Origin of the sequence: Bradyrhizobium denitrificans (assembly GCF_013179005.1) — a bacterium.
GTDB classification, from domain to species: domain Bacteria; phylum Pseudomonadota; class Alphaproteobacteria; order Rhizobiales; family Xanthobacteraceae; genus Bradyrhizobium; species Bradyrhizobium denitrificans.
The window spans coordinates 184,051-207,290 of record NZ_JABFDP010000002.1; the positions used below are offsets into that span (position 1 = coordinate 184,051).

The window sequence follows — 23,240 nt, forward strand, 5'->3', positions numbered from 1 at the left end:
CAAGGCATGCCCGCGCGCTGCGCTGCAATTGCGACACGCTGTTCGCGTCATGGGCTGCTCAGCTCGCTGCTCTTGGCGGAGAACCTGCTGAGAGCGGCCAGTACGACGGCCGCCGCCGTCCCGGCAGGCACCGCGGCCCGGCGATCGATCGGAACATCGGCCTTGATGTGGAAAAGATCGAACATGCGCTATCGGCTCGGCAAATACGCCGAGGCTGATAGCAACGCATCAGTTAAGAGACTCTCCGCCGATTGCCGCAGTCGGGGCCCGGAACATTACGGCCCGGCGCAAAGGCCGGGCCGGTGATTTACGGGCATCTCTATGCACGTTGAGATGATCAAGCCGCGCCGCGGCAGGATCGGCGGCTGCCGTTTATCGACGCTGGTTGTAGACGTCGATGCAGACGGCGCCGAGCAGCACGAGCCCCTTGATCACCTGCTGGTAGTCGATGCCGATACCGAGGATCGACATGCCGTTGTTCATCACGCCCATGATCATGGCCCCCACGACCGCGCCGCCGACCCGTCCGACACCGCCATAGGCGGAGGCGCCACCGATGAAGCAGGCCGCGATGACGTCGAGCTCGAAGCCCAGCCCCGCCTTCGGCGTCGCGGTGTTGAGCCGCGCGGCGAAGATCAGGCCGGCCAGCGCCGCCAGCACGCCCACGTTGACGAAGGTCATGAAAACCAGGCGCTCGGTCTTGATGCCCGACAGCTTCGCCGCCTTGGCATTGCCGCCGACGGCGTAGATCTGCCGGCCGACGACGGTGCGCCGCGTCATGAAGCCGTAGAGCGCGATCAGCGCGGTCATGATCACGAGTACGTTCGGCAGGCCGCGATGCGAGGCGATCAGATAGGTGAAATACATCAGCGCACCGGCCAGAACGACGTTCTTGGCGGCGAAGAAGCCGAACGGCTCGACCTCGATGCCATGCTCGACCTCACGCGCGCGTCCCTTCACGCTGGCATAAACCAGCACCAGCGTCAGCACCGCGCCGATGGCGAGCGAGGTCAGATTGAGATTGCCGGAGCTTGGAATGAGCTCCGGAATGAAGCCCGACGACAGTTTCTGGAACGTCGCCGGGAACGGACCGACCGACTGTCCCTGCAGCAGCGCCAGCGCCAGGCCCTTGAACACGAGCATGCCGGCAAGCGTGACGATGAAGGAGGGAATGCCGAAATACGCCACCCAATAGCCTTGGGCCGCGCCGATCGCGGCGCCGACGATCAGGCAGGCGATGATCGCGAGCGGATAGTCGAGGTGATAGCGCACCATCAGCACGGCCGCGACCGCGCCGACGAAGCCCGCCACCGAACCGACCGAGAGGTCGATATGCCCGGTCACGATGACCAGCAGCATGCCGAGCGCCATGATGACGATGTAGCTGTTCTGCAGCACCAGGTTGGTGAGGTTGAGCGGCTGCAGCAGAGTGCCGTCGGTCATGAACTGGAAGAACAGCATGATGACGAACAACGACATCAGCATGCCGTAGCTGCGCAGATTATTCTTCAGGAAGCCGGCGTGCGACTTCTCTTCCGGGAGCGAAACCGTCTTGTCGGTCATGGCTGGCGTCCTCCGACCGCTTACGCGGCCGTCTCCTCGTTCTTGATGGCTTCGTTGCGCATGATCGCGCGCATGATCTTTTCCTGTGTCGCCTCCTGGGCGGCGAACTCGCCGACGAAGGCGCCGTCATTCATCACACAGATGCGGTCGCAGATCCCGAGCAGCTCCGGCATTTCCGACGAGATCACCACCACACCGCGGCCGGCATCCGCAAGCTCCTGGATGATACAGTAGATCTCGTATTTGGCGCCAACGTCGATGCCGCGCGTGGGTTCGTCCAGGATCAACACCTTGGGATCGGTCATGAGCCATTTCGACAGCACGACCTTCTGCTGATTGCCGCCGGAGAGCTGGCCGGCCTCCTGATAGACGTCGGAGCAGCGGATGCGCATGCGGCCGCGGTAACCGGACGCCGCCTTGAGCTCGGCAATATCGTCGATCACCCCCTTCGGCGCGACCTGCGACAGGCTGGCCAAAGTGATGTTCTTGCGGACGTCGTCGGCCAGGATCAGGCCGAGCTGCTTGCGATCCTCGGTGACATAGGCAAGCCCGGCATCGATCGCCGCCGGCACGCTGGTGAGATTGACGTCCTTGCCCTCGAGCCGGGCGCGGCCAGAGATGTTGACGCCCCAGGAACGGCCGAACAGGCTCATGGCGAACTCGGTGCGGCCGGCCCCCATCAGCCCGGCGATGCCGACGATCTCGCCGCGGCGTACCTGGAAATCGACGTTCTTGATGACGCGCCGGTCCGGGTGCTGCGGATGGAACACCGACCAGTTCTCCACCGTGAACACCGGCTCGCCGATCTTCGGCTGGCGCTCGGGAAAGCGGTGCGCCATGTCGCGGTTGACCATGCTCTTGATGATGCGGTCCTCCAGGACCGGCTCGGCGCGGCAGTCGATGCCGTCGACGCTGCGGCCGTCACGCAGCACGGTGATGCGGTCGGCGACGCGCGCGACTTCGTTGAGCTTGTGCGTGATCAGGATCGAGGAGATGCCCTGCTCGCGGAAGGCGACGAGACGATCGAGCAGCGCCTGGCTGTCGGCCTCGTTGAGGCTGGCGGTCGGCTCGTCCAGGATCAGGAGCTTGACGCGCTTGGACAGCGCCTTGGCGATCTCGACCAGCTGCTGCTTGCCGACGCCGAGATCCGTGATCAGCGTATCCGGCGACTCCTTCAAGCCGACCTGGGCCAGTAATTGCTGGGTGCGCCGGTAGACCTCGTCGCGATCGATGACGCCGAAGCGTGACGGCGCATGCGACAGGAAGATGTTCTCCGCGATCGACATCAGCGGAATCAGCGCCAGCTCCTGGTGGATGATGATGATGCCGAGCGCCTCGGAATCATTGATGTCACGGAACCGCCGCTCCTCACCTTCGAAGATGATCTGGCCCTCGTAGCGGCCATGCGGATAGACGCCGCTCAGCACCTTCATCAGGGTCGACTTGCCGGCCCCGTTCTCGCCGACCAAAGCGTGGATCTCGCCCGGCGCGACGGCGAAGCTGACGTCCCGCAAGGCCTGGACATTGCCGAAGCTCTTGCTGACGTTGCGCATTTCCAGGATTGCGGTCATCGTCTCGTGTCTCTGTTCATGACGCCAACTCGCCCCCGCCGCGCGAGCTTCAGCAAATATATCCCTCTCCCCGAGACCGGGGAGAGGGAGCGTAAGTCGTCGACCAAGATTACTGGAACTGGGCCTTCTTGTAGTAGCCGCTGTCGACCAGAACCTTCTCCCAATTGCTCTTGTCGACCACGACCGGCTTGAGCAGGTAGGACGGAACGACCTTCACACCGTTGTTGTAGGTCTTGGTGTCGTTGACCGGGACTTCCTTGCCGGCCAGCGCGGCATCGACCATGTCGGCGGTCACCTTGGCGAGATCGCGGGTGTCCTTGAAGATGGTCGAGTACTGATCGCCGCGCAGGATCGCCTTGACCGACGGCACCTCGGCGTCCTGACCCGAGATCACCGGCATCGGCTGATCGGCGCTGCCATAGCCCACGCCCTTCAGCGATGAGATGATGCCGATCGACAGACCGTCATAGGGCGACAGCACCGCGTCGACGCGCTTCTTGCCGTAGAAGGCGCTCAGCAGGTTGTCCATGCGGGCCTGGGCGGTGGCGCCGTCCCAGCGCAAGGTCGCGACCTTGTCCATGCCCTTCTGGCCGGAGCCGATCACCAGCTTGCCCGAGTCGAGATAGGGCTGCAGCACCGACATCGCGCCATTGTAGAAGAAGTAGGCGTTGTTGTCGTCCGGCGAGCCACCGAACAGCTCGATGTTGAACGGACCCTTGCCGTCCTTCAGTCCGAGCTTGTCGACGATCGACTGCGCCTGCAGCACGCCGACCTGGAAGTTATCGAACGTGGCGTAGTAGTCGAGGTTCGGCGTGTCGCGGATCAGGCGGTCATAGGCGATCACGGTGATGCCCTTGGCCTTGGCCTGCTTCAGCACGTCGGACAGCGTGGTGCCGTCGATCGCGGCGATCACCAGCACCTTGGCGCCCTTGGTCACCATGTTCTCGATCTGCGAGAGCTGGTTCGGGATGTCGTCCTCGGCGTATTGCAGGTCGGTGGCGTAGCCGCGATCCTTCAGCACCTTCACAATGTTGTTGCCGTCGTCGATCCAGCGCGCCGAGGACTTGGTCGGCATCGCGATGCCCACGGTCCCCTTGCTCTGGGCCATTGCGGCGCCGGACAGCGCCAGGGCGCCGAGGCCGGCCAACGCGGCCGCCATGATGGTCTTGAAATTCAGCATGCTTCACTCCCTTTGGATTTTCGAATTTCACCAATGAATACGCGATTGCGTATGTTGATACCAGTTAGCTGTTAGGCTGAACGACGCTTGACTGATTGTTCCTCCTCTCAGATCGACAGCTTGACGTCAGGCTCGGCACGACCGCGGGCGCCGACATCGAGCAGAAAGGTCTGGCCATGGCCGGGGTCGGCCGCCTTCGCAGCCGCGTCCATGTCCTGCCACGCCGAGGTGACCAGCAGGCGCGACAGGTCCGGGCCGACGAAGGCCGGGCAGCTCGCCTGGCTAGCCGGCACGGCGATGCTGCGCAAACACTCGCCATACGGGCTATAAACATCGACACAACCGGCGCCCCAGCAGGCATGCCAGATCAGTCCCTCGGCATCGACGATCGCGCCATCGATGCCGCCGGGCTCGCGGCGGCGCAAGAGCACGTCCGGCATGCTGCGCGGCAGACCCGTTTCTGGATCGAGGACGACTCGATAGAGCACGTTCTCGTCCGTATCGGCGAAATAGCCGACCGACCCGTCCGGCGCGAAGCAGATGGCGTTGGGAATGGTGATGTTCGGGAACAGGCGGATGATCTCGCCGCGATGCAGCGCGTAGATCGCGCCAAGCCCGCGCTCCGCCTTGCGCCCCATCGTGCCGATCCAGAACGTGCCGGAGGGATGGACGCGCGAATCGTTCGACCGCGTCGCCGGATTGTCAGCTTCGAGCGGCAGATAGAGCGACAACGCCCCGTCAGCGATGCTGCGGACGTACAGCCCGTCCTCGGCCACGATCAGCTGTCGCGCGTCATCGATGCGGCCGAGCGCGCTCGCCATCTTCCCCAGGGCATGGCGGCGAACCTCGCCGCTGGCAATCCTGGCCTCGAACAGCAGGCCCTCGCGGATGTCGAACCACCAGGCGGTGTCGGTCGCGGGATCATAGGTCGGGCCTTCGCCGAGGTGGCAGCGCTCGGCGCAGAGCACGGTGGTCGGGACCTGCTCCATCATGCCGACGCTCCCGTGGTCGAGAAGCGATACACGGTCTCGTGCTTATAAACGTCGTCGGGCCCAAGGCGCGGGCTTGGAAAATCCGGACGGTTCGGGCTGTCCGGCCAGACCTGCGGCTCCAGGCAGATGGCGTCGGATTGGCGATAGACCCGCCCCTTGCCGCTGACGGTGGCATCAAGATAGTTGCCGGAATAGACCTGCAGGCCGGGCTGATCGGTGAGCAACTCCATGACCCTCCCCGACCGCGGCGACTCGAGCCGGGCCGCCGGACGGACACCTGTGCCGTCGCGCAGGCAGAAATTGTGGTCATAGCCGCGGCCGCATTTGATCTGCGCATCGTCGGCGCGGATGCGCGCGCCAACCGGATGGGCTTCGCGGAAGTCGAACGGCGTGCCGGCAACGGATTGCGGCGGTCCCTCCAGCGGGATCGCGGTCTCGTCGATCGCGAGATAGTGGTCGGCTTCGACCGTCAGACAGTGATCGAGAATGCCGGTGCCGGCGGTCAGGCCGTCGAGATTGAAGAAGCTGTGATTGGTCAGGTTGACGACCGTCGTTCGGGTCGTCCGGGCGCTGAAGCTGACGGCCAGTTCCATCGGTCCCGTCAGCTGATAGGTGACACGGACGTCGAGCCGCCCCGGATAATTGGCCTCGCCGTCGGGACTGACATAGAGCATCGTGACCGAGGGCTGGGCGCCATCTTCGGTGGCGACGATCTGCCAGAGCTTGCGGTCGAAGCCGTCGGGGCCGCCATGCAATGCATGGGCACCGTTGTTGGCGTCGAGGCGCAGGTCCTGACCGTCGAGCGAAAAGCGTGCCTTGGCGATCCGGTTGGCGTAGCGCCCGACCGTCGCACCGAAATATTTCCGGAGCTTGAGATAGCTCAGCAGGTCATCATGGCCGAGCACAACATCGTCAACGGCGCCTTGCGCATCCGGCACCAGCAGCGCCTGCAGCGCCGCGCCGTAGGTGATGATCCGCGCCTCGAAACCGTCAGCGCCGCGCAGGGTGACGCGCTCGACGTCACGACCGTCCGGCAGGCTGCCAAACACATCCTTGGTAATCCGCGCCTCCGCCATGGCTCAATCCTCGAACGGTTCGACGAAGTTGCGGCGGCCGAGCAGGAAGGCGTCGGCCACGAGCCGTAGCGGCGCAAGATCGACGTCGCTGGCGCCGGTCTTCGTCAGCGCGACAAAGCGGCGATAGAGGCCGGGATATTCCCGCTCCTTCTCGTCGATCATCACCTGATCGTCCCTGCTCATGCGCGCACCGCCCAGCGACAGCTTCAGCTGCCCGGCATCGGTCTCGATCCGGATGTCCCAGCTCTGCGGCCCGGTCTGGCGGAAATCGAACTCGGCCGCGATCGGCAGATCGCTGGCGGTAGTGAGCGACAGATTGGCCGCGATCGGCGCCTGGCGGTTCGACGGGAACGACAGCTCCGCCTCGGTCAGGAACACCGGTTCGGGCAGGATGCGCGTCAGGATCGACAGTGCATTGATCCCCGGATCGAACACGCCGAGCCCGCCCGGCTCCCAGATCCAGGCCTGTCCCGGATGCCAGACGCGCACGTCCTCCTTCCAATCGATGCGGACGCTGCGGATCTGCCGCGAGGACAACCACGTGCGCGCCGGCTCCACCGCTGGCGCATAGCGCGAGTGCCAGGTCGCAAACAGCGTGCGCTGCCTCGCGTTCGCGAGCGCGATCAGCGGATCGAGCTCGGTGACAGCGGCCCCCGGCGGCTTCTCCAGCATCACATGCTTGCCGGCCTCAAGCGCGGCCTGCGCCTGGGCGCGACGGACCTGCGGCGGCGTGCACAGCGCGACGGCGTCGATCTCCGGCCCGTCGCGCAGCAGCTCCTCGATCGAGCCGAAATGCGGCAGGCCGGGCAGCGAGGCATTGCGGCTCGCGACCGCCGTCAAAGTCACGCCCTCGGTGGCAGCGATGGCCGGGACGTGCTGATCCCTGGCGATCTTGCCGAAGCCGACGATGGCGACACGAAGCGCGCTCATCTCTAGCGTCCCCAGCGCAGCACGACCGGGTCGAGCCGGCGCGCGATCTCGAGCAGGCCCGTTTGCGTCGCCGGATGAATCGGCGGCTGGGGGCTGCGCAAGGTATCATGGCGAATCACGCCACCCGCCTTCATCAGGATCTTGCAGGTCGCAAGGCCGCACTGCCGGTTCTCGTAGTTGATCAGCGGCAGCCAGCGCTCATAGGCCGCGGCCGCAGCTTCGCGATCGCCGGCAAAATAGGGATCGATGATCTTGCGGATGCCGTCCGGATAGCCGCCGCCGGTCATCGCGCCGGTCGCGCCGGCGTCGAGATCGGCCATCAAAGTGATCGCCTCCTCGCCGTCCCACGGGCCTTCGATGGCCGCGCCACCCGCCTCGATCAGCGCACGCAGCTTATCGGCGGCCCGCGGCACCTCGATCTTGAAATAAGCGAGGTTCTCGATCTCCTTGGCCATGCGCGCCAGCAGCGGCACCGACAGCGGCGTGCCGGCGACCGGCGCATCCTGCACCATGATCGGAATCGAGATCGCATCCGAGACGCCGCGATAGAATTCGTAGATCGAGCTGTCAGGGACGCGGAAGGTGGCGCCGTGATAGGGCGGCATCACCATGACCATGGCGGCTCCCTTGTCCTGCGCGCGGCGCGAGCGCTCCGCGCAGACGAAGGTCGAGAAATGCGTGGTCGTGACGATGACCGGCACGCGTCCCGCGACATGCTCCAGCACGGTGGTCATGACGAGATCGCGCTCGTCATCGGTCAGCACGAACTGCTCGGAGAAATTGGCGAGGATGCAGATGCCGTGGGAGCCGGCATCGATCATGAAGTCGATCGCGCGCTTCTGGCCCTCGAGATCGAGACGGCCGTCGGCGTCGAAGATGGTCGGCGCGACCGGGAAGACGCCCTTGTAGAGCTTTCTGGATGATGCGGTCATGCGGCCCCTCTTAGTGATTGTCGCGCGGCACGGGCGAACCGGTGCGGCCGACCAGGAAGTCGAAATCCACGCCGCGATCGGCCTGCAGCACGTGATCGATGTAGAGCTTCTGATAGCCGCGCGACGCGTGCGGCTTCGGTGGCGTCCAGGCGGCGCGGCGCGTGGCGAGCTCCTCGTCGCTGACATGCAGATGCAGCCGGCGCGCGGCGACGTCGAGCGTGATCATGTCGCCGTTCTTCACCAGCGCCAGCGGTCCGCCGACGGTCGCCTCCGGCGCCACGTGCAGCACCACCGTGCCATAGGCGGTGCCGGACATGCGGGCATCCGAGATCCGGATCATGTCGCGCACGCCCTCGCGCAGCAGCTTGGCCGGCAGCGGCATGTTGCCGACCTCGGCCATGCCGGGATAGCCCTTCGGCCCGCAATTCTTCAGCACCATGATGCAGGACGCATCGATGTCGAGCGTGTCGTCGTCGACGGCGTCATGCATCTCCTCGACGCTTTCAAACACGACCGCGCGTCCGGTGTGGTTCATCAGCTCTGGCGAGGCCGCCGACGGCTTGATGACGGCGCCATTGGGCGCGAGGTTGCCGGTGAGGATGGCGATGCCGGCTTCGGACTTGAACGGCGTCTCGAACGGCGTGATCACCTCGGCGTTGTAGTTGGGCGCGTCGGCGACGTTGTCCCACAACGTCTTGCCGTTCACAGTGCGCGCATCCTTGTGCAGCAGGCCGCGCTCGCCGAGTGCGCGCAGCACCGCCGGGAGGCCGCCGGCGTAGTAGAAGTCCTCCATCAGGAAGCGGCCCGACGGCATCAGGTCGACCAGGCAGTGCACGTCGCGGCACAGACGGTCGAAATCGTCGAGCGTCAACTCGACGCCGACGCGGCCGGCGATAGCGAGCAGATGCACCACCGCATTGGTCGAGCCGCCGATCGCGGCCAGCGTGCGGATCGCATTCTCGAACGCCTGACGCGTGAGAATGTCCGAGGGCTTCAGGTCTTCTCCGACCATCTCGACGATGCGCCGCCCGGCCATGCGGGCCAGCAGGTTGCGCCGCGCGTCGGCGGCGGGGATCGCAGCATTCTCCGGCAGGCCGATGCCGAGCGCCTCGACCATCGAGGCCATCGTCGAGGCCGTGCCCATGGTCATGCAGCTGCCGGCGGACCGGTTCATGCCCGCTTCGGCTTCGTGGAATTCCTTCAGCGTGATCTCGCCGGCGCGCAGCTGCTCGCTCATCGAGATGATGTTAGTGCCGGAGCCGATGATCTGGCCACGATAGACACCGCGCAATTGCGGGCCGCCGGAGACGCCGATCGCCGGCAGGTCGGCCGAGGCCGCGCCCATCAGGAGCGCCGGCGTGGTCTTGTCGCAGCCCATCAAGAGCACGACGCCGTCGAGCGGATGCGCGCGGATCGCCTCCTCGACGTCCATCGAGGCGAGGTTGCGGAACAGCATCGCGGTCGGACGCATCGTCACTTCGCCGAGCGAGGAGACCGGGAACTCCAGCGGATAGCCCCCGGCATCGAGCACGCCCTGACGCACATGCTCGGCGATGACGCGGAAATGCGCGTTGCACGGGGTCAGCTCCGACCAGGTGTTGCAAATGCCGATGACCGGGCGCCCCTCGAAGCGGTCCTGCGGCGTGCCGCTGTTCTTCAGGAATGAGCGATAATAGAAGCCCATCTTGTCCTGGCGGCCGAACCACGCCTGGCTGCGCAGCTGCTTGTCTGACTTGTCGTTGCTCATTGCTGGTCCGTTCGTGCAGCCGACTGCGCGTGACGTCGCCGGCCGTTGTAGATGACTTCGATCATGGCCTCGGAGGCGGCCTCGGGATTGCCGTCGGCAATCGCGTCGATGATGCGCTGGTGCCAGACCAGCACGGTGTCGCGATCGGCGGTCTCCACCGGCGCGCTCAATACGAAGGAGGCGCGCAGCGCCGCCTCGATGACCGCGCCGATCGAGCGCATGAACGGGTTGCCGGAGGCATTGGCCACCGCGATATGCAGCGCAAGATCGGCGTCGGCGAAGGCGACCGAGGTCGACGGCTCGCGCTCCATCTGCGCCATCGCCATGCGCATCGCCGCCACGTCGCCGTCGCTGCGCCGTTCGGCAGCCAGCGCCGCCGCGCGCGGCTCGATCGCCAGGCGGATCTCGGCGAGGTCGGCGAGGAAGCGCTTGTCGATGCCGGCGTCGAGGTGCCAGGCAAGCACGTCCGGATCGAACATGTTCCAGTCCGAGCGCCCGCGCACCACGGTCCCGACGCGGGCCTTGGTTGACAGCAGTCCCTTCGCGACCAGCGTCTTCACGCTCTCGCGCAGCACCGGGCGCGACACGCCGAACGTCGCCGTCAGCTCGGCGTCGCCCGGCAGGCGCGCGCCCTCGGCCAGACGGCCGGAGATGATATCGATGCCGATGCTGCGGGCGACCTCGGCATGGTTGGAATGGGCGCGCCGCGTCGGAATCGAGACGATGTGCGACGTGGTCACGTGCTCACCCCCACGGGCTTGACCCCTGCGGGCTTGACGGACGAGCGGCGCGCGAGCGCCATCAGACCTTGCTGCAGCGCAATGAAGACGAACAACAGAACCCCCGTGGCGATCTTGGTCCACCAGCTCGACAGCGTGCCGTCGAAATTGATGTAGGTCTGGATCATGCCCTGGATCAGGACGCCGAGGAAGGTGCCGATGACGGAGCCCTGGCCGCCCGTCAACAAGGTTCCGCCGATCACGACGGCCGCGATCGTGTCGAGTTCGACGCCGACAGCGGAGAGCGAATAGCCGGCTGCCGTATAGAACGAGAAGACGATGCCGGCGAGGCCCGCGAGCACGCTCGACAGCATATAGATCCGGATGGTCATTGATCCCACCGGAATGCCCATCAGCGCCGTCGCGGTGCGGCTGCCGCCGAGCGCGTAGACATTGGCTCCGAAGCGGGTGAGGTGCAGCAGAAGCGCGCTGAGCACGAGGATCGCGAGCATGGCGATCGCGATCGCGGTGAGCCGCCCTCCTCCAGGAAGCCGGATCGCGAAATCGGAGACGGCGCTGTAGATCGGCGCGGTGATCGGGATCGACTCGGTCGAGAGCAGGAAGCTGATGCCGCGCGCCAGGAACATTCCGGCGAGCGTTACGATGAAGGGCGGCAGATCGAACACGTGGATGACCGCGCCCATCGCTGCGCCGAACAGCGCGCACAGCACGAGCACCAGCGCGAACGCCGCAAACGGCGGGATGCCCCAGCGCTCGACGGCGAGCGCCACGAACACCGTGGTGAAGCCGATCACCGAGCCGACCGAGAGGTCGATGCCGCCGGAGATGATGACAAAGGTCATGCCGGCCGCGACGATGCCGAGGAAGGCATTGTCGGTGAGCAGATTGGCGACCACGCGCGTCGAGGCGATGTTCGGAAATTGCAGCGCGCACAGCGCAAAACCGGCGACGAGCACTGCGGCGGTGATGGCGACCGAGGTCGAGGCCTTCATGGTTTGCTCCTCCGCCAGCGCGCGGTGAAGCGCGAGAGATCGCCAAGGCGCGGCGACTGCGCCAGGAGGACGGCGAGCACGACGACGGCCTTCACCAGGAGATTGAGCTCCGGCGGATAGCCGGACAGCAGAATGCCGGTGTTCATGGCCTGGATGATCAGTGCGCCAGCCACCGCCAGCACCAGGCTGAAGCGGCCGCCGAACAGCGAAGTGCCGCCGATCACCACCGCGAGGATGGCATCGAGCTCAAGCCAGAGGCCGGCATTGTTGGCATCCGCGCCCATGATGTCGGCGGCGGCGATGACGCCAGCGAGCGCGGCGCAGATGCCGCACCAGACATAGACCGAGAGGATCATGGCGCGGGTGCCGACGCCCGACAACTCGCTGGCGCGGGCATTGCCGCCGGTCGCCTCGATCAAGAGCCCCAGCGCGGTGCCGCGCACGACCGCTCCCGTCAGGAGCAGCATGCCGATGGCGATCACGATCGGCGTCGGCAGGCCGAGCACGGCGCCGTTGCCCATCCAGACCAGGTCGGGCGAGGTGAAAGTGACGATGCGCCCCTCGGTGATGAGCTGCGCGATGCCGCGGCCCGCCACCATCAGGATGAGCGTCGCCACGATCGGCTGGATGCGCAGCACGGCGACGAGAATGCCGTTCCACAATCCGCACGCCAGGCCGACGGCGAGCGCGGAGCCGATCACCACCGGCAGCGAATGCGTGTCGGCGAGGCTCGCCGCGGTGGCGCCCGCGATCGCCATCACGGCGCCGACCGACAGATCGATGCCACCGGTCGCGATCACCAGCACCATGCCGAGCGACAGCAGCGCCACCGGCGTGCCGCGATTGAGCACGTCGATGACGCTGCCGAACAGCCGGCCATCCTGCAGATGCAGGTTGAAGAATTGCGGCGACACCGCGCGATCGATCATCAGGATCACGATCAGCGCAAATGCCTGCGCGAGGCCGCGGCGCGGGATCCGGAGCGTCATGATGCGACCTCCTGCGCGGTCGGCGCATCGGCCGCGATCGCCGCGAGGATGCTGGAGACCTCGACAGCGTCGCCCTTCAGCTCCTCGACATGGGCGCGGTCGCGCAGCACGACAACGCGGTTGGAATAAGTGACGATCTCGTCGAGCTCGGACGAAATCACCAGCAGCGCCAGCCCCTGCTCGCACAAGTCGCGGACGAGGCGGATAATCTCGGCGTGGGCGCCGACATCGATGCCGCGGGTCGGCTCATCGAGCACCAGCAGCTTCGGCGAGGTGGCGAGCCAGCGCGCCAATAGCGCCTTCTGCTGATTGCCGCCCGACAGCAGCCCGATCGGACGCTCCGGATCAGGCGGCCTGATGTCGAGCATGCGGATGTAGCGCATCGCGATCTCGTCCTGCTCACGCCGCGACAGCGGACGGTGCAGGCCGCGCCGGGCCTGCAGCGCCAGCACAATGTTCTCGCGGACGGTGAGATCGGCAACGATGCCCTCGGTCTTGCGCTCCTCCGGGCAATAGCCGAAGCCGAGGCCTGCGGCGTCGCGCGGCGAGTTCAGCCTGACAGCCTTGCCCGCAACACTGGCTTCGCCGCTGTCGGCGCGCTCGGCCCCGAACACGAGCCTTGCCGTTTCGGTTCGTCCCGAGCCGAGCAGGCCGGCCAGCCCGACCACCTCGCCGCGGCGAAGCTCCAGGTCGAACGGCGCCACATAGCCCTGCTTGCCAAAGCCTTTGAAGCTGACGCAGACCTCGCGCGCCGTGTCGGGCTGGCTCGCGGCGCGTTCGTGGGTGGTCTCGGCCAATTCCCGCCCCAGCATCATGCGGATGAGGTCGAGCCGCGGCAGATCGGTGATGTCGCGGGTGCCGATCAGGCGGCCATTGCGCAGCACGGTGACACGATCGCAGATCTCGTAGACCTGATCGAGGAAATGGCTGACGAAGACGATGCCGATGCCATCAGCTGCGAGCTTTCGCATTACCCTGAAAAGAATTTCGACCTCGTGGCGATCGAGGCTCGCAGTCGGCTCGTCGAGAATGAGGACGCGCGCCGACAGATCGACCGCGCGCGCGATCGCCGTGATGTGCTGGACCGCCACCGAATAGCTCGCCAAGGGCGCGCCGACATCGATATCCAGGCCGTAATCGAGCAGCAGCGCATGCGCGCGCCGCCGCATCTCGGCCTGCCGCACGACGCCGAAGCGCGTCGGCTGCCGGCCGAGATAGAGATTCTGCGCCACCGAGAGGTTCGGCAGCAGGTTCACTTCCTGATAGACGGTGGCGATGCCGGCCTCGACGGCATCCTTGGCGGAGCGCGGCGCGATCTCATCGCCGGCGAGACGGACAGTTCCTGCATCGCGCGCGAACACGCCGGTGACGACCTTGATCAAGGTCGACTTGCCGGCACCATTCTCGCCGAGCAGCGCATGGATCTCGCCCTCACCGAGCGTGAAGTCGACATCCTGCAGCGCCTTCAGCGCACCGAAGCTCTTGGTCAGGCCACGGATCTCCAGAAGAGAGGGCCGCGCTGCCGGTGGAGCTGAACTATCAGACATGACGAACGACTTGACTACTTCGCGGACGACTTGGCCGGCACCTCGACAGTCGTCGTCCCGGCGTACGCCAGGACGACGTCAGTATCGTGCGGCTCAGTAGCCGAGCCCCTTCTTGCTGTCGTAGACCTTCTGCGGATCGTCAGCAGCGGTGTAGAGCTTCGACTCGGTCTGGATCCATTTCGGCGGCACGGTGCCCTTCTCCTTGAAGGCGACGATGGCGTCGAAAGCCGGGCCCGCCATGTTCGGCGTCAGCTCGACGGTGGCGTTGGCTTCGCCGGCTGAGATCGCCTTGAAGATATCCGGCACGGCATCGATCGAGACGGTCAGGATGTCCTTGCCGGGCTTGAGGCCGGCTTCCTTCATCGCCTGGATCGCACCGACCATCATGTCGTCATTATGGGCATAGACCGCGCAGATCGACTTGCCGCCGTTCTCGGCCTTGATGAAGCTTTCCATCACCTCCTTGCCCTTGGCACGGGTGAAGTCGCCGGTCTGGCTGCGCACGACCTTCAGGTTGGCGTTCTTGGCAATGACGGCGTCAAAACCCTTTTTGCGGTTGGTGGCGACGCTGGCGCCGACCGTGCCCTGCAGTTCGACCACGTTGCAGGCCTTGCCGCCGACGGTCTTGGCGAGCCATTCGCCGGCCACTTCGCCCTCATGCACGCTGTCGGAGGTGACGGCGGTCAGATAGAGGTCCTTGCCCGAGGGATCGATGTCGCGGTCGAGCAGCACGACCGGGATCTTGGCTTCCTTGGCTTCCTTCAGCACGGCATCCCAGCCCGAGGCCACGACCGGCGCGAGGAAGATCGCGTCGACGTTCTGGGCGATGAAGGATCGGATCGCCTTGATCTGGTTTTCCTGCTTCTGCTGGGCGTCAGCAATCTTCAGGTTGATCTTGCGCTTGGCCGCTTCCGACTTCGAGACCGAGGTCTCGGCCGCGCGCCAGCCGGACTCGGATCCGATCTGCGAAAAGCCGACGGTCAATTCGGCGGCGCTGGCGGAGGTGGCAAGCAACAAGGCGGCCGTCGCGGACGCCGCAAAGAGGGCTTTCAGGGTCATCAGGCGTTCTCCCACAATATCTATTCTGGGTGCGCCGCCGCAGCATGCGGTGTCGTCGCACCTCTTGAGCCGGCCGCAACAGCCGACGCGCCCGTTATTCCACGGAACATCAGGCCTGACTAGTCATATTATTTGACTGTAATACTTTTTGGCCTGCGCTGTAAGAAACCGCGCCTAAGCGCACAAAAAGCCCGCCAAGATATGGCTGGCCACTGTAGCAAAATCTGAAGTTGTATCCAGCCCCTCAGCGCAGGGCCGCTGCCGCGCGGGCACGCTGTTCGATCGCGGACCAGGCGCCGGCCGTGATGTCGGCCGCAGGCGCGATCCAGGAGCCGCCGAGCGCGACGACTTTCTTGTGCGCCAGCCACTGCGCCGCATTGCCGGCATTGATGCCGCCGGTCGGGCAGAAGCGCACGGTCGGGAATGGTCCACCCAGCGCATCGAGCGCGGCGAGGCCGCCGGCCGGCATTGCGGGGAAGAACTTGACCAGCTCGTAGCCGCGCGTGACACAGGCGATGAGATCGGACGGGGTCTGGACGCCCGGCGCAAACGGCAGCTCGCCTTCATTCGCGGCGTCCAGCAGGTCGATCGACAGGCCCGGACTGATCGCAAAGGCGGCCCCGAGCCTGGCGGCACGGTCATAGTCCGCGGGCGTCAGCACCGTTCCGATGCCGACCACGGCGTCCGGCACCTCCTCGATGATCGCGCGCGCGGCATCGAGACCGGCCTGCGTCCGCAACGTGATCTCGATGACCCGCAGGCCGCCGGCAATGAGGGCACGTGCCAGCGGCACCGCCTGCGCGGCGTCCTCGATCGTGATCACGGGGATCACCGGCGCGAGCGCTAGGATGCCAGCGAGCTTCGTACGCTTGTCCGGAATGCTCATCATGTTTCGCTCTGCACCAGAATGTCCTTCGGCATCGCCGCGCGCGGGATCACCGCGCCCGGCGACATGATCACGGCTCCGGCGAGCCGGTGGCCTGCGAGCGCGGCCTTGCGCGGCGGCACCCGATTGAGACGCGCGGCGAGATAGGCCGCATTGAAGGAATCGCCGGCCGCGGTCGTATCGACGGGCTGCATCACCTGCGGCGGCGTGATGTCGACCAGCACGCCGTCGGCGTCGATCAGGCAGCCGCGCGCGCCGCGCTTGACGACGATCTCCCTGACCCCTGCGTCCTTGAAGCGGCGCAGGCTGACCGACACGTCGGAATCGCCGAACAGCATCTGTTCGTCCTCCAGCGTCGGCAGCGCCAGATCGACCAGCGGCAGGATCGCCCGGAACGCGCGTTGCGCCGCCTCGCGGCTGGGCCAACCGCGGGGCCGGTAATTGCCGTCAAACGCGACGCGCGCGCCGCGCTTGCGGGCCACCGTCAGGAGCTCGCGCAGCTTGGCCTTGCCGGTCTCGCTGTACAGCGACAGGCTGATGCCTGAGAGATAGATCAGGTCGAAGCGCGACAGCCGGTCGAGCATCGCGGGATCGGCGCGGTCGAACAATTCGCGCGCCGGGGCCCGGTCGCGCCAATAGAGGAAGCTGCGCTCGCCCTTGGCGTCGCGCTCGATCATATAGAGGCCGGGCACGCGACCATCGACCCGCATCACCTCGGCGGTGTTGATGCCCTCCGCCTGCCATGCCGCCAGCATCATCGCGCTCAACGGATCGTCGCCGAGCGCAGTGACATAGGAGGTGGGCACGCCGAGCCGCGCCAGATAGAGCGCCGTGTTGAGCGTGTCGCCGCCGAAACCGCGCCGGAACAGACTTCCGTCCTCCTGCGCGAACTCCACCATGCACTCTCCGATGCAGGCGACTTTCATCGGCGTCGATCCATCCATCAAAACGTCAAATGAACCTTCATCGACCGGCTTCGATCGCTGGCGAGTTCGAAGGCGGCAATCGCCTCCTGGAACGGCAACGTCGCGGAGATGAGCGGCTTCACATCCAGAAGCCCCTCGCCCATCAGCCGCAGCGCCAGCTCGAATTCGCGGTCGAAGCGGAAAGTGCCGCGCAATTGCAGCTCCTTCGTGACAAGCGTGTTAAGCGGCAGAGTCATTTCGCCACCGAGCCCGAGTTGCACGATGACGCCGCCCGGCCTCATCACGTCGAGCGCAGACCGCAGCGCGGACTGGTTGCCGGACGCCTCGAACAACACGTCAAACTGGCCCTTGCCGGCCCGCCACGGATCGAGCGCGGACGGCTCCGTCCCCACATTGAACGCGTGACTAGCACCGAGCCTGCCCGCAACCGCGAGTGGGGCATCGGCGACATCAGTGGTCACGATTTCGGCAGCTCCGCCGTACCGCGCAACCAGGATCGATAGCGCGCCGATCGGGCCGCAGCCCGTCACCAGCACACGCTTGCCGAGCAGCGAGCCGGCCTGATGCGCGGCATGAAGGCAGACCGATAGCGGCTCGGCCATCGCCGCCTCGCTGAGCGACAAAGACGGCGCGATCGGCACGGCCTGCGCGGCATCGACGGTGACATATTCGCGGAAGCCGCCCTGGATGTGGGGATCGCGCATCGCGCTGCCCATGAAGCGCATGTCAAGACATTGGTTGCGCAGCCCTTCGCGGCAATACGCACATTGTCCGCATGGCAGGCTCGGATTGACCGCAACGCGCGTGCCCTCCGACAGGCCGCTCACGCCGGCGCCGACCGCGGCCACGACGCCGGCAATCTCGTGCCCCAGCGCCATCGGCTGCTTGATGCGCACGGTGCCGAAGCCGCCGTGGTGGTAGTAGTGCAGATCGGAGCCGCAGATGCCGCCGGCCTCGATCTTGACCCGGACCTCGCCGGCCCCCGGCGCCGGATCGGGAAAGCTGTCGATGCGCAGATCCTTGGGCGCGTGAATGACGACCGCACGCATGGGGCCGGTTCTCCCTGTCTCGCCTTGTGCCCCGATCCTAGATCACGACAGGCTCATACCGGCAAGCGGTTGATGGCGGCAACGGCGGTCATCACGCCGCGGATCTCGGCCAGACCCTTGAGCCGCCCGACCAGCGGATAGCCGGGATGCGTGCCGCGACCGATGTCATCGGCAAGCTCATGGCCATGATCCGGCCGGAACGGGATGCGCCAATCCGGCTCGCCCCCGGCCTTGCGGCGGGCCTGCTCCTTGAGGAGCGTCGTGACGACGTTAACCATGTCGACATCGCCGCGCAGATGCTCCGCCTCCATGAACGAGCCGTCGAGCATCTTGGTAACGTTGCGCAGGTGCACGAAGCGGATGTGCGGGGCGAAGCGCTCGGCCAGCGCCGGAACATTGTTGTGGCCGCCGGCGCCGAGCGCCCCGGTGCAGAAGGTGATGCCGTTGGTCTTGGACGGGACGGCGTCGACGATGAACTGCAGATCGTCGGCCGACGACACCACCCGCGGCAGACCGAACAGGTCGCGCGGCGGATCGTCCGGATGGACGCACAGGTTCACACCACATTCCTCAGCCGTCGGCACCACCTCGCGCAGGAAGCGCGCGTAATTGGCACGCAGCTCGGCATGGCCGATGCCGCGATAGGTCTCCAGCATGCGGCGCAGGCCCGGCACGTCGTAGCGGTCGTAGGCGCCGGGAAGTCCGGCCATGATGGTCGCGAGCAGCCGGTCCTTGTCGGATTCGGATGCCTGCGCCACCCAGGAGCGGGCCCGGTCGAGCACGTCGGCCGAGAACTCGGCCTCGGCCCCCGGACGCTGCAGGATGTAGCAATCGAATGCAGCGAGGCGATCCTGGTCGAAGCGCAGCGCGGTGGCCCCACCGGGAAGCCGAAACGCGAGCTCGGTGCGGGTCCAGTCGAGCACCGCCATGAAATTGTAGCAGACCGTGGTGATGCCGCAGGCCGCGAGGTTGCGCAGCGACTGGCGATAATTCTCGAACAGGGCGGTGAGATCGCCCTCGCCCAGCTTGATCGCCTCCGACACCGGCAGGCTCTCGACCACGCTCCAGCGCAGCCGCAGCGATGAATCGCCTTCGATCAGGCCGATGCGCTTGATGATCTCGTCGGTGCTCCACACCACACCATAGGGGATGTGGTGCAGCGCCGTCACGATGCCAGTCGCGCCGGTCTGGCGGACCTGCGGCAGAGTGATCGGATCATCGGGTCCGAACCAGCGCCACGTCTGTTCCATGTCTCTTACCTCTCAAAACTGAGCCGGCGCGATCAGCGCCGCCGCCGGGCCCGCGTCCGTGGCTCGGCCTGCGCCATCTCCTCCTGACGGGCAAAGATGCCGTCGGCGCGGCGGAACACCTCGCGCAGATGCCGTCGCATTGCCGCGACCGCCTGCGCCTCGTTGCAGGCCGCGAGCCCGTCCAGGATCTCCTGATGCTGCGCGATCAGGAGCGGAATATGGCCGGCGTCCTCGATCAGGGTCAGATGACGCACGCGGTCGAAATGGATCTTGGTCTGGCGGATCACCTGCCAGACATGCGGATGCCGGCTGGTACGGGCGATGGTCTGGTGGAACGCCTCGTCATGGGCGTAGAATTCGGCCGGCGTCGCTGCAGCCTTCTGCTTCTCGATCAGCTCGTTCAGCTCGCGCAACGAGGTCGCATCCATGTAGCGCACGGCCTCGGCGACCAGCGCGCATTCCAGATGCTCGCGGATGAACTGCGCCTCGCCAAAGGCCTCGCGCGAGACCGGGGCCACGACGCTGCCGCTCTGCGGATAGATGCGCACAAGGTCGACGTCGGCGAGCTTGATCAACGCCTCGCGCACGGGGGTGCGGCTGACGCCGAGACGCTCGCACAAATCGAGCTCGGCCATCGGCGTGCCCGGCGGCAGCGCGCCGGAAACGATGTCGTCGAGCAACCGCTCATAGACCTGGTCGGCGAGCCGCCGGCCGGCCTTGCCTTCCAGTCGCGTCAGCGGTGTCAGATCGTCATCCATGGCGGCAGCCTATCCGATTCACAGGAAGCCGATCGAGATCCATGGCAGGAACACGATCAGCAGCAGCGCGACCAGGAGCGCGGCGAGGTGCGGCCAGACATGGCGGATGACCTCGTCCGGCGAGGCGCGGCCGATGGCGCAGGCGAGGTAGAAGCCGACACCGAAAGGCGGCGTGAACAGGCCGAGCCCCATCGCGAACACCGCGATGATGGCGTAGTGGACCTCGTGCACGCCCATCATGCGCGCGATCGGAAACAACAGCGGTCCGAACAGCACCACGGCCGGCACGCCTTCGAGCACGCTGCCGAGCACCACGAAGGCGAGCGCAGAGATCAGCAGAAAGCCCCAGCGGCCGCCGGGAACGGCGACCATCATGTCGACGAGCTGCTGCGAGAAGCCGGATTGGGTCAGCGCCCAGGCCATGCCGGTGGCGGCACCGACCACCAGCAGGATCGCACCGGACAGCGAGGCCGTGTCGACCAGGATCGGATAGACCCGCTTCCAGTCGAATTGGCGATAAAAGAAGATGCCGACCAGCACCGTGTAGATGACGCCGATGGCGGCAACCTCGGTCGCGGTGGCGACGCCCTCGACCACCGCCGAGCGGATCACGATCGGCAGGCCGAGACCGGGAATGGCGATCGCGAACAGCTTAAGCCGCGTCCTGGCGTCGAAGCGCTGCGCGCCGCTCATGTCCTCCTTGCGGGTCTGCATGTAGACCACGACCGAGAGCGCGAGGAGGCCGACCACCGCGGGCAGCAGGCCACCGGTGAAGAGCGCGGCGATCGACACGCCGGTCACCGATCCCACCGTGATCAGCACGATCGAGGGCGGGATGGTCTCCGACATCACGGCCGAGGCCGACAGCAGCGAGACCAGATCGCCCTCGCGGCTGCCGCGCTGCTTCATCTCCGGAAACAGCGCCGGCGCGACCGCAGCCATGTCGGCCGCCTTGGCGCCGGAGATGCCCGAGACCAGGTACATTGCGCCGAGCAGCACATATTGCAGGCCGCCGCGCAGATGACCGATCAGCGAGACCAGAAACAGGATCATTGCGCGCGCCAGGCCGGCGATCTCGATCAGCGCGCCGAGCAGCACGAACATCGGCACCGCCAGCAGCACCATGTGCGACATGCCCTCGCTGACGCGGCCGGGCACGATCAGCACCGGCACCGTCGTGCTGAAATGCAGGTAGGCCACGGTGGCGAGCAGAAAGGTGAAGGCAATGGGCGTACCGATCACCATGGCGGCTGCGACGAGAACGAAGAAGAAGATGAACAGATTGGTGTTGCCGAGATCCTCCAGGACAGGCGCGGCCGCGTAGAGCGCCCCGGCGCCCGCGAGCACCAGCGCCAGCGCGCCGATGATCTGCGGCAGGCTCGCCTGCTGGACGAGCCGCTCGACCGCCGTGAGCAGCATCAGCAGCACGCCGACCAGCATCGCTCCTTCGCGAAAACCTTCGCTGATCTCCAGCACCGGCATCTGGCTGATCATGTGGCTGTCGAGATGATGCCAGGACGGCATCACCAGCGCGGCTAGCACGGTGCAGACCAGCATCAGGCCGAGCGCATCGGTGCGCGCCCGCCACGCCGGCGACAAATTGCGCACGAACGCGGTCAGCCGCATGTGCTCGGAGCGACGCAGCGCCACGACCGCGCCCAGCATCGCCAGCCACACGAACAGCACGGTGGCGAGTTCGTCCGACCAGATCAGCGGCGCGTTGAAGACGTAGCGCGCGGCCGTCGCCGCGCCGAGCAGGACCAGCTCGGCGACGACGAGCGCTGCCGCCAGCGCCTCGACGGTCCGGCCGAGCACATGGTCGAACCGCGCGAACGCGCCATGCGACGGCACGGAGGTCGTCGCTGTCATCTCAACGGCCATTGCATCCTCCCGCAGATTGCTGGCGTGTCCGCGCGCTGTGCCGGTCTCAGAGCTGGCCGACCGACTTCTCGAGCAGGCTCCAGGCCTCGGCACCGAACTTGGTCTTCCACTCGGAATAGAAGCCGGCGGTGCGCAGCGCGTCGCGGAACGGCTTGGTATCGACCTTGTTGAAGGCGATGCCGGCGGCCTGCATCTCGGCCTGCGCCTTCTCGTTGAAGCTCTGGATGTCCTGCCGCTCCTTCACCGCCGCATCCGACAGCGCCGCGGTGATGGCGTCGCGCACGTCGGCCGGCAAACCGCTCCAGCGCGTGGCATTGGCGAAGATGTGATGGCCGTCCCAGATGTGGCCGGACAGCGCGATGAACTTCTGCACCTCGTAGAGCTTGGCGCTCTGGATCAGCGCCAGCGGATTCTCCTGGCCGTCGACGATGCGGGTCTGCAAGGCGGCATAGAGCTCGCCGAAATTGATCGGCGTCGGTGCGGCGCCCAGCGTCTTGAACAAGGTCACCCACAGCGGATTGCCGGGCACGCGGATCTTGAAGCCCTTAAGGTCGTCCGGCGAGGTGATCGGCTTGGCGCCGGAGGTGATGTTGCGGTAGCCGTTGTCGAGGCATTTCGGCAGCACGTGCAGGCCGACCTTGGCAAACTCGCCACGCACATGGTTGCCGAGATCGCCATCCATCGCCGACCACACCTGGTCGTAGCTCTCGAACGCGAAGGCGACCGCATTGATGCCGCCGATCGGCACCACCGTCTGGTTCACGCCTGACGTCGACATGAAGTCGAGCGCGCCAGAGCGGACTTGCGAGAACATGTCGGGCTCGCTGCCGAGCTGGCTGTTCGGATAGACCTGCAGATCGACCAGGCCGTTTGTCTGCTTCTTGATCAGCTCGGACGCCTCGATGATTCTGATGACGCCGGGATGGGTGGCGGGAAACGCCGTGCCGTAGCGCAGGCGATATTTGGCCGATTGCGCCTGCGCGGACCCGAACGCCAGAGCCGAGGCCCCTGCGAGCGCGGAGCCGACGAAGCGGCGACGGGACATGGATGTGGCTGACGACATTGGCAAACCTCCCCTGCCGGCCCGCTTGGGGGCCTTTTGTATGTCATTCCGATCTCTTAAGCCTATAATGGATACCAAAATACGTTTCAATAGATAACTTGTATCCAAG

21 protein-coding genes are annotated in these 23,240 nt (G+C 66.1%); all 21 read right to left on the reverse strand.

Annotated elements, in window-relative coordinates:
• Nucleotides 1-47: 47 nt before the first annotated feature.
• A complete protein-coding gene (locus HL671_RS02905) occupies nt 48-185 on the reverse strand; it encodes a hypothetical protein (RefSeq protein WP_168167881.1) in 138 nt (45 codons plus the stop codon).
• A gap of 187 nt (nt 186-372) precedes the next feature.
• A complete protein-coding gene (gene mmsB / locus HL671_RS02910; RefSeq protein WP_172235532.1) occupies nt 373-1,563 on the reverse strand; it encodes a multiple monosaccharide ABC transporter permease in 1,191 nt (396 codons plus the stop codon).
• A gap of 20 nt (nt 1,564-1,583) precedes the next feature.
• Complete coding sequence (gene mmsA, locus HL671_RS02915; protein WP_012042355.1) at nt 1,584-3,134, reverse strand: multiple monosaccharide ABC transporter ATP-binding protein; 1,551 nt, start codon at nt 3,132-3,134, stop codon at nt 1,584-1,586.
• A 109-nt stretch (nt 3,135-3,243) separates the two neighbouring features.
• Nucleotides 3,244-4,314: a multiple monosaccharide ABC transporter substrate-binding protein gene (gene chvE, locus HL671_RS02920; RefSeq protein ID WP_012042354.1), complete on the reverse strand. Its 1,071-nt coding sequence runs from the start codon at nt 4,312-4,314 to the stop codon at nt 3,244-3,246.
• Nucleotides 4,315-4,421: 107 nt separating this feature from the next.
• A complete protein-coding gene (locus tag HL671_RS02925) occupies nt 4,422-5,303 on the reverse strand; it encodes an SMP-30/gluconolactonase/LRE family protein (protein ID WP_172235609.1) in 882 nt (293 codons plus the stop codon).
• Nucleotides 5,303-6,382: an aldose epimerase family protein gene (locus HL671_RS02930; RefSeq protein WP_012042352.1), complete on the reverse strand. Its 1,080-nt coding sequence runs from the start codon at nt 6,380-6,382 to the stop codon at nt 5,303-5,305. The genes HL671_RS02925 and HL671_RS02930 overlap by 1 nt, the downstream gene beginning before the upstream one ends.
• Before the next feature lie 3 nt (nt 6,383-6,385).
• Nucleotides 6,386-7,312, reverse strand: a complete 927-nt coding sequence (locus HL671_RS02935; protein ID WP_012042351.1) for a Gfo/Idh/MocA family protein — start codon at nt 7,310-7,312, stop codon at nt 6,386-6,388.
• A 2-nt stretch (nt 7,313-7,314) separates the two neighbouring features.
• Nucleotides 7,315-8,244 carry a dihydrodipicolinate synthase family protein gene (locus tag HL671_RS02940; protein ID WP_012042350.1) on the reverse strand — a complete coding sequence of 310 codons (930 nt, stop codon included), beginning with the start codon at nt 8,242-8,244 and terminating at the stop codon, nt 7,315-7,317.
• A gap of 10 nt (nt 8,245-8,254) precedes the next feature.
• A complete protein-coding gene (locus HL671_RS02945; protein ID WP_172235533.1) occupies nt 8,255-9,991 on the reverse strand; it encodes an IlvD/Edd family dehydratase in 1,737 nt (578 codons plus the stop codon).
• Nucleotides 9,988-10,731: a FadR/GntR family transcriptional regulator gene (locus HL671_RS02950; RefSeq protein ID WP_012042348.1), complete on the reverse strand. Its 744-nt coding sequence runs from the start codon at nt 10,729-10,731 to the stop codon at nt 9,988-9,990. The genes HL671_RS02945 and HL671_RS02950 overlap by 4 nt, the downstream gene beginning before the upstream one ends.
• A complete protein-coding gene (yjfF, locus tag HL671_RS02955; protein ID WP_172235534.1) occupies nt 10,728-11,723 on the reverse strand; it encodes a galactofuranose ABC transporter, permease protein YjfF in 996 nt (331 codons plus the stop codon). The genes HL671_RS02950 and yjfF overlap by 4 nt, the downstream gene beginning before the upstream one ends.
• A complete protein-coding gene (locus HL671_RS02960) occupies nt 11,720-12,712 on the reverse strand; it encodes an ABC transporter permease (RefSeq protein WP_172235535.1) in 993 nt (330 codons plus the stop codon). The genes yjfF and HL671_RS02960 overlap by 4 nt, the downstream gene beginning before the upstream one ends.
• A complete protein-coding gene (locus HL671_RS02965; RefSeq protein WP_012042345.1) occupies nt 12,709-14,259 on the reverse strand; it encodes a sugar ABC transporter ATP-binding protein in 1,551 nt (516 codons plus the stop codon). Before HL671_RS02965 ends, HL671_RS02960 begins: the two co-directional genes overlap by 4 nt.
• Nucleotides 14,260-14,352: 93 nt before the next feature.
• A complete protein-coding gene (gene ytfQ, locus HL671_RS02970) occupies nt 14,353-15,318 on the reverse strand; it encodes a galactofuranose ABC transporter, galactofuranose-binding protein YtfQ (RefSeq protein ID WP_041750519.1) in 966 nt (321 codons plus the stop codon).
• Between the two features lie 244 nt (nt 15,319-15,562).
• Nucleotides 15,563-16,207 (reverse strand): bifunctional 4-hydroxy-2-oxoglutarate aldolase/2-dehydro-3-deoxy-phosphogluconate aldolase, encoded by a 645-nt coding sequence (gene eda / locus HL671_RS02975; RefSeq protein WP_012042343.1) that lies wholly within the window; start codon nt 16,205-16,207, stop codon nt 15,563-15,565.
• Nucleotides 16,204-17,130, reverse strand: coding sequence for a sugar kinase (locus HL671_RS02980; protein WP_172235537.1), 927 nt, complete (start codon nt 17,128-17,130; stop codon nt 16,204-16,206). The genes eda and HL671_RS02980 overlap by 4 nt, the downstream gene beginning before the upstream one ends.
• A 17-nt stretch (nt 17,131-17,147) precedes the next feature.
• Nucleotides 17,148-18,179 carry an L-idonate 5-dehydrogenase gene (locus HL671_RS02985; RefSeq protein WP_172235538.1) on the reverse strand — a complete coding sequence of 344 codons (1,032 nt, stop codon included), beginning with the start codon at nt 18,177-18,179 and terminating at the stop codon, nt 17,148-17,150.
• Between the two features lie 53 nt (nt 18,180-18,232).
• Nucleotides 18,233-19,429: a mannonate dehydratase gene (gene uxuA, locus HL671_RS02990; protein ID WP_172235539.1), complete on the reverse strand. Its 1,197-nt coding sequence runs from the start codon at nt 19,427-19,429 to the stop codon at nt 18,233-18,235.
• Nucleotides 19,430-19,461: 32 nt separating this feature from the next.
• A complete protein-coding gene (locus tag HL671_RS02995; protein ID WP_012042339.1) occupies nt 19,462-20,187 on the reverse strand; it encodes a GntR family transcriptional regulator in 726 nt (241 codons plus the stop codon).
• Between the two features lie 18 nt (nt 20,188-20,205).
• Nucleotides 20,206-22,068, reverse strand: coding sequence for a TRAP transporter large permease (locus tag HL671_RS03000; RefSeq protein ID WP_012042338.1), 1,863 nt, complete (start codon nt 22,066-22,068; stop codon nt 20,206-20,208).
• A gap of 46 nt (nt 22,069-22,114) precedes the next feature.
• Nucleotides 22,115-23,131, reverse strand: coding sequence for a TRAP transporter substrate-binding protein (locus HL671_RS03005; RefSeq protein WP_012042337.1), 1,017 nt, complete (start codon nt 23,129-23,131; stop codon nt 22,115-22,117).
• Nucleotides 23,132-23,240: the final 109 nt, after the last annotated feature.

Coding starts and splice junctions, on each gene's coding strand:
- HL671_RS02905 (WP_168167881.1), bottom strand. CDS start 185: ATGTTCGATCTTTTCCACATCAAGGCCGATGTTCCGATCGATCGCCGG.
- mmsB (WP_172235532.1), bottom strand. CDS start 1,563: ATGACCGACAAGACGGTTTCGCTCCCGGAAGAGAAGTCGCACGCCGGC.
- mmsA (WP_012042355.1), bottom strand. CDS start 3,134: ATGACCGCAATCCTGGAAATGCGCAACGTCAGCAAGAGCTTCGGCAAT.
- chvE (WP_012042354.1), bottom strand. CDS start 4,314: ATGCTGAATTTCAAGACCATCATGGCGGCCGCGTTGGCCGGCCTCGGC.
- HL671_RS02925 (WP_172235609.1), bottom strand. CDS start 5,303: ATGGAGCAGGTCCCGACCACCGTGCTCTGCGCCGAGCGCTGCCACCTC.
- HL671_RS02930 (WP_012042352.1), bottom strand. CDS start 6,382: ATGGCGGAGGCGCGGATTACCAAGGATGTGTTTGGCAGCCTGCCGGAC.
- HL671_RS02935 (WP_012042351.1), bottom strand. CDS start 7,312: ATGAGCGCGCTTCGTGTCGCCATCGTCGGCTTCGGCAAGATCGCCAGG.
- HL671_RS02940 (WP_012042350.1), bottom strand. CDS start 8,244: ATGACCGCATCATCCAGAAAGCTCTACAAGGGCGTCTTCCCGGTCGCG.
- HL671_RS02945 (WP_172235533.1), bottom strand. CDS start 9,991: ATGAGCAACGACAAGTCAGACAAGCAGCTGCGCAGCCAGGCGTGGTTC.
- yjfF (WP_172235534.1), bottom strand. CDS start 11,723: ATGAAGGCCTCGACCTCGGTCGCCATCACCGCCGCAGTGCTCGTCGCC.
- HL671_RS02960 (WP_172235535.1), bottom strand. CDS start 12,712: ATGACGCTCCGGATCCCGCGCCGCGGCCTCGCGCAGGCATTTGCGCTG.
- HL671_RS02965 (WP_012042345.1), bottom strand. CDS start 14,259: ATGTCTGATAGTTCAGCTCCACCGGCAGCGCGGCCCTCTCTTCTGGAG.
- ytfQ (WP_041750519.1), bottom strand. CDS start 15,318: ATGACCCTGAAAGCCCTCTTTGCGGCGTCCGCGACGGCCGCCTTGTTG.
- eda (WP_012042343.1), bottom strand. CDS start 16,207: ATGATGAGCATTCCGGACAAGCGTACGAAGCTCGCTGGCATCCTAGCG.
- HL671_RS02980 (WP_172235537.1), bottom strand. CDS start 17,130: ATGAAAGTCGCCTGCATCGGAGAGTGCATGGTGGAGTTCGCGCAGGAG.
- HL671_RS02985 (WP_172235538.1), bottom strand. CDS start 18,179: ATGCGTGCGGTCGTCATTCACGCGCCCAAGGATCTGCGCATCGACAGC.
- uxuA (WP_172235539.1), bottom strand. CDS start 19,429: ATGGAACAGACGTGGCGCTGGTTCGGACCCGATGATCCGATCACTCTG.
- HL671_RS02995 (WP_012042339.1), bottom strand. CDS start 20,187: ATGGATGACGATCTGACACCGCTGACGCGACTGGAAGGCAAGGCCGGC.
- HL671_RS03000 (WP_012042338.1), bottom strand. CDS start 22,068: ATGGCCGTTGAGATGACAGCGACGACCTCCGTGCCGTCGCATGGCGCG.
- HL671_RS03005 (WP_012042337.1), bottom strand. CDS start 23,131: ATGTCGTCAGCCACATCCATGTCCCGTCGCCGCTTCGTCGGCTCCGCG.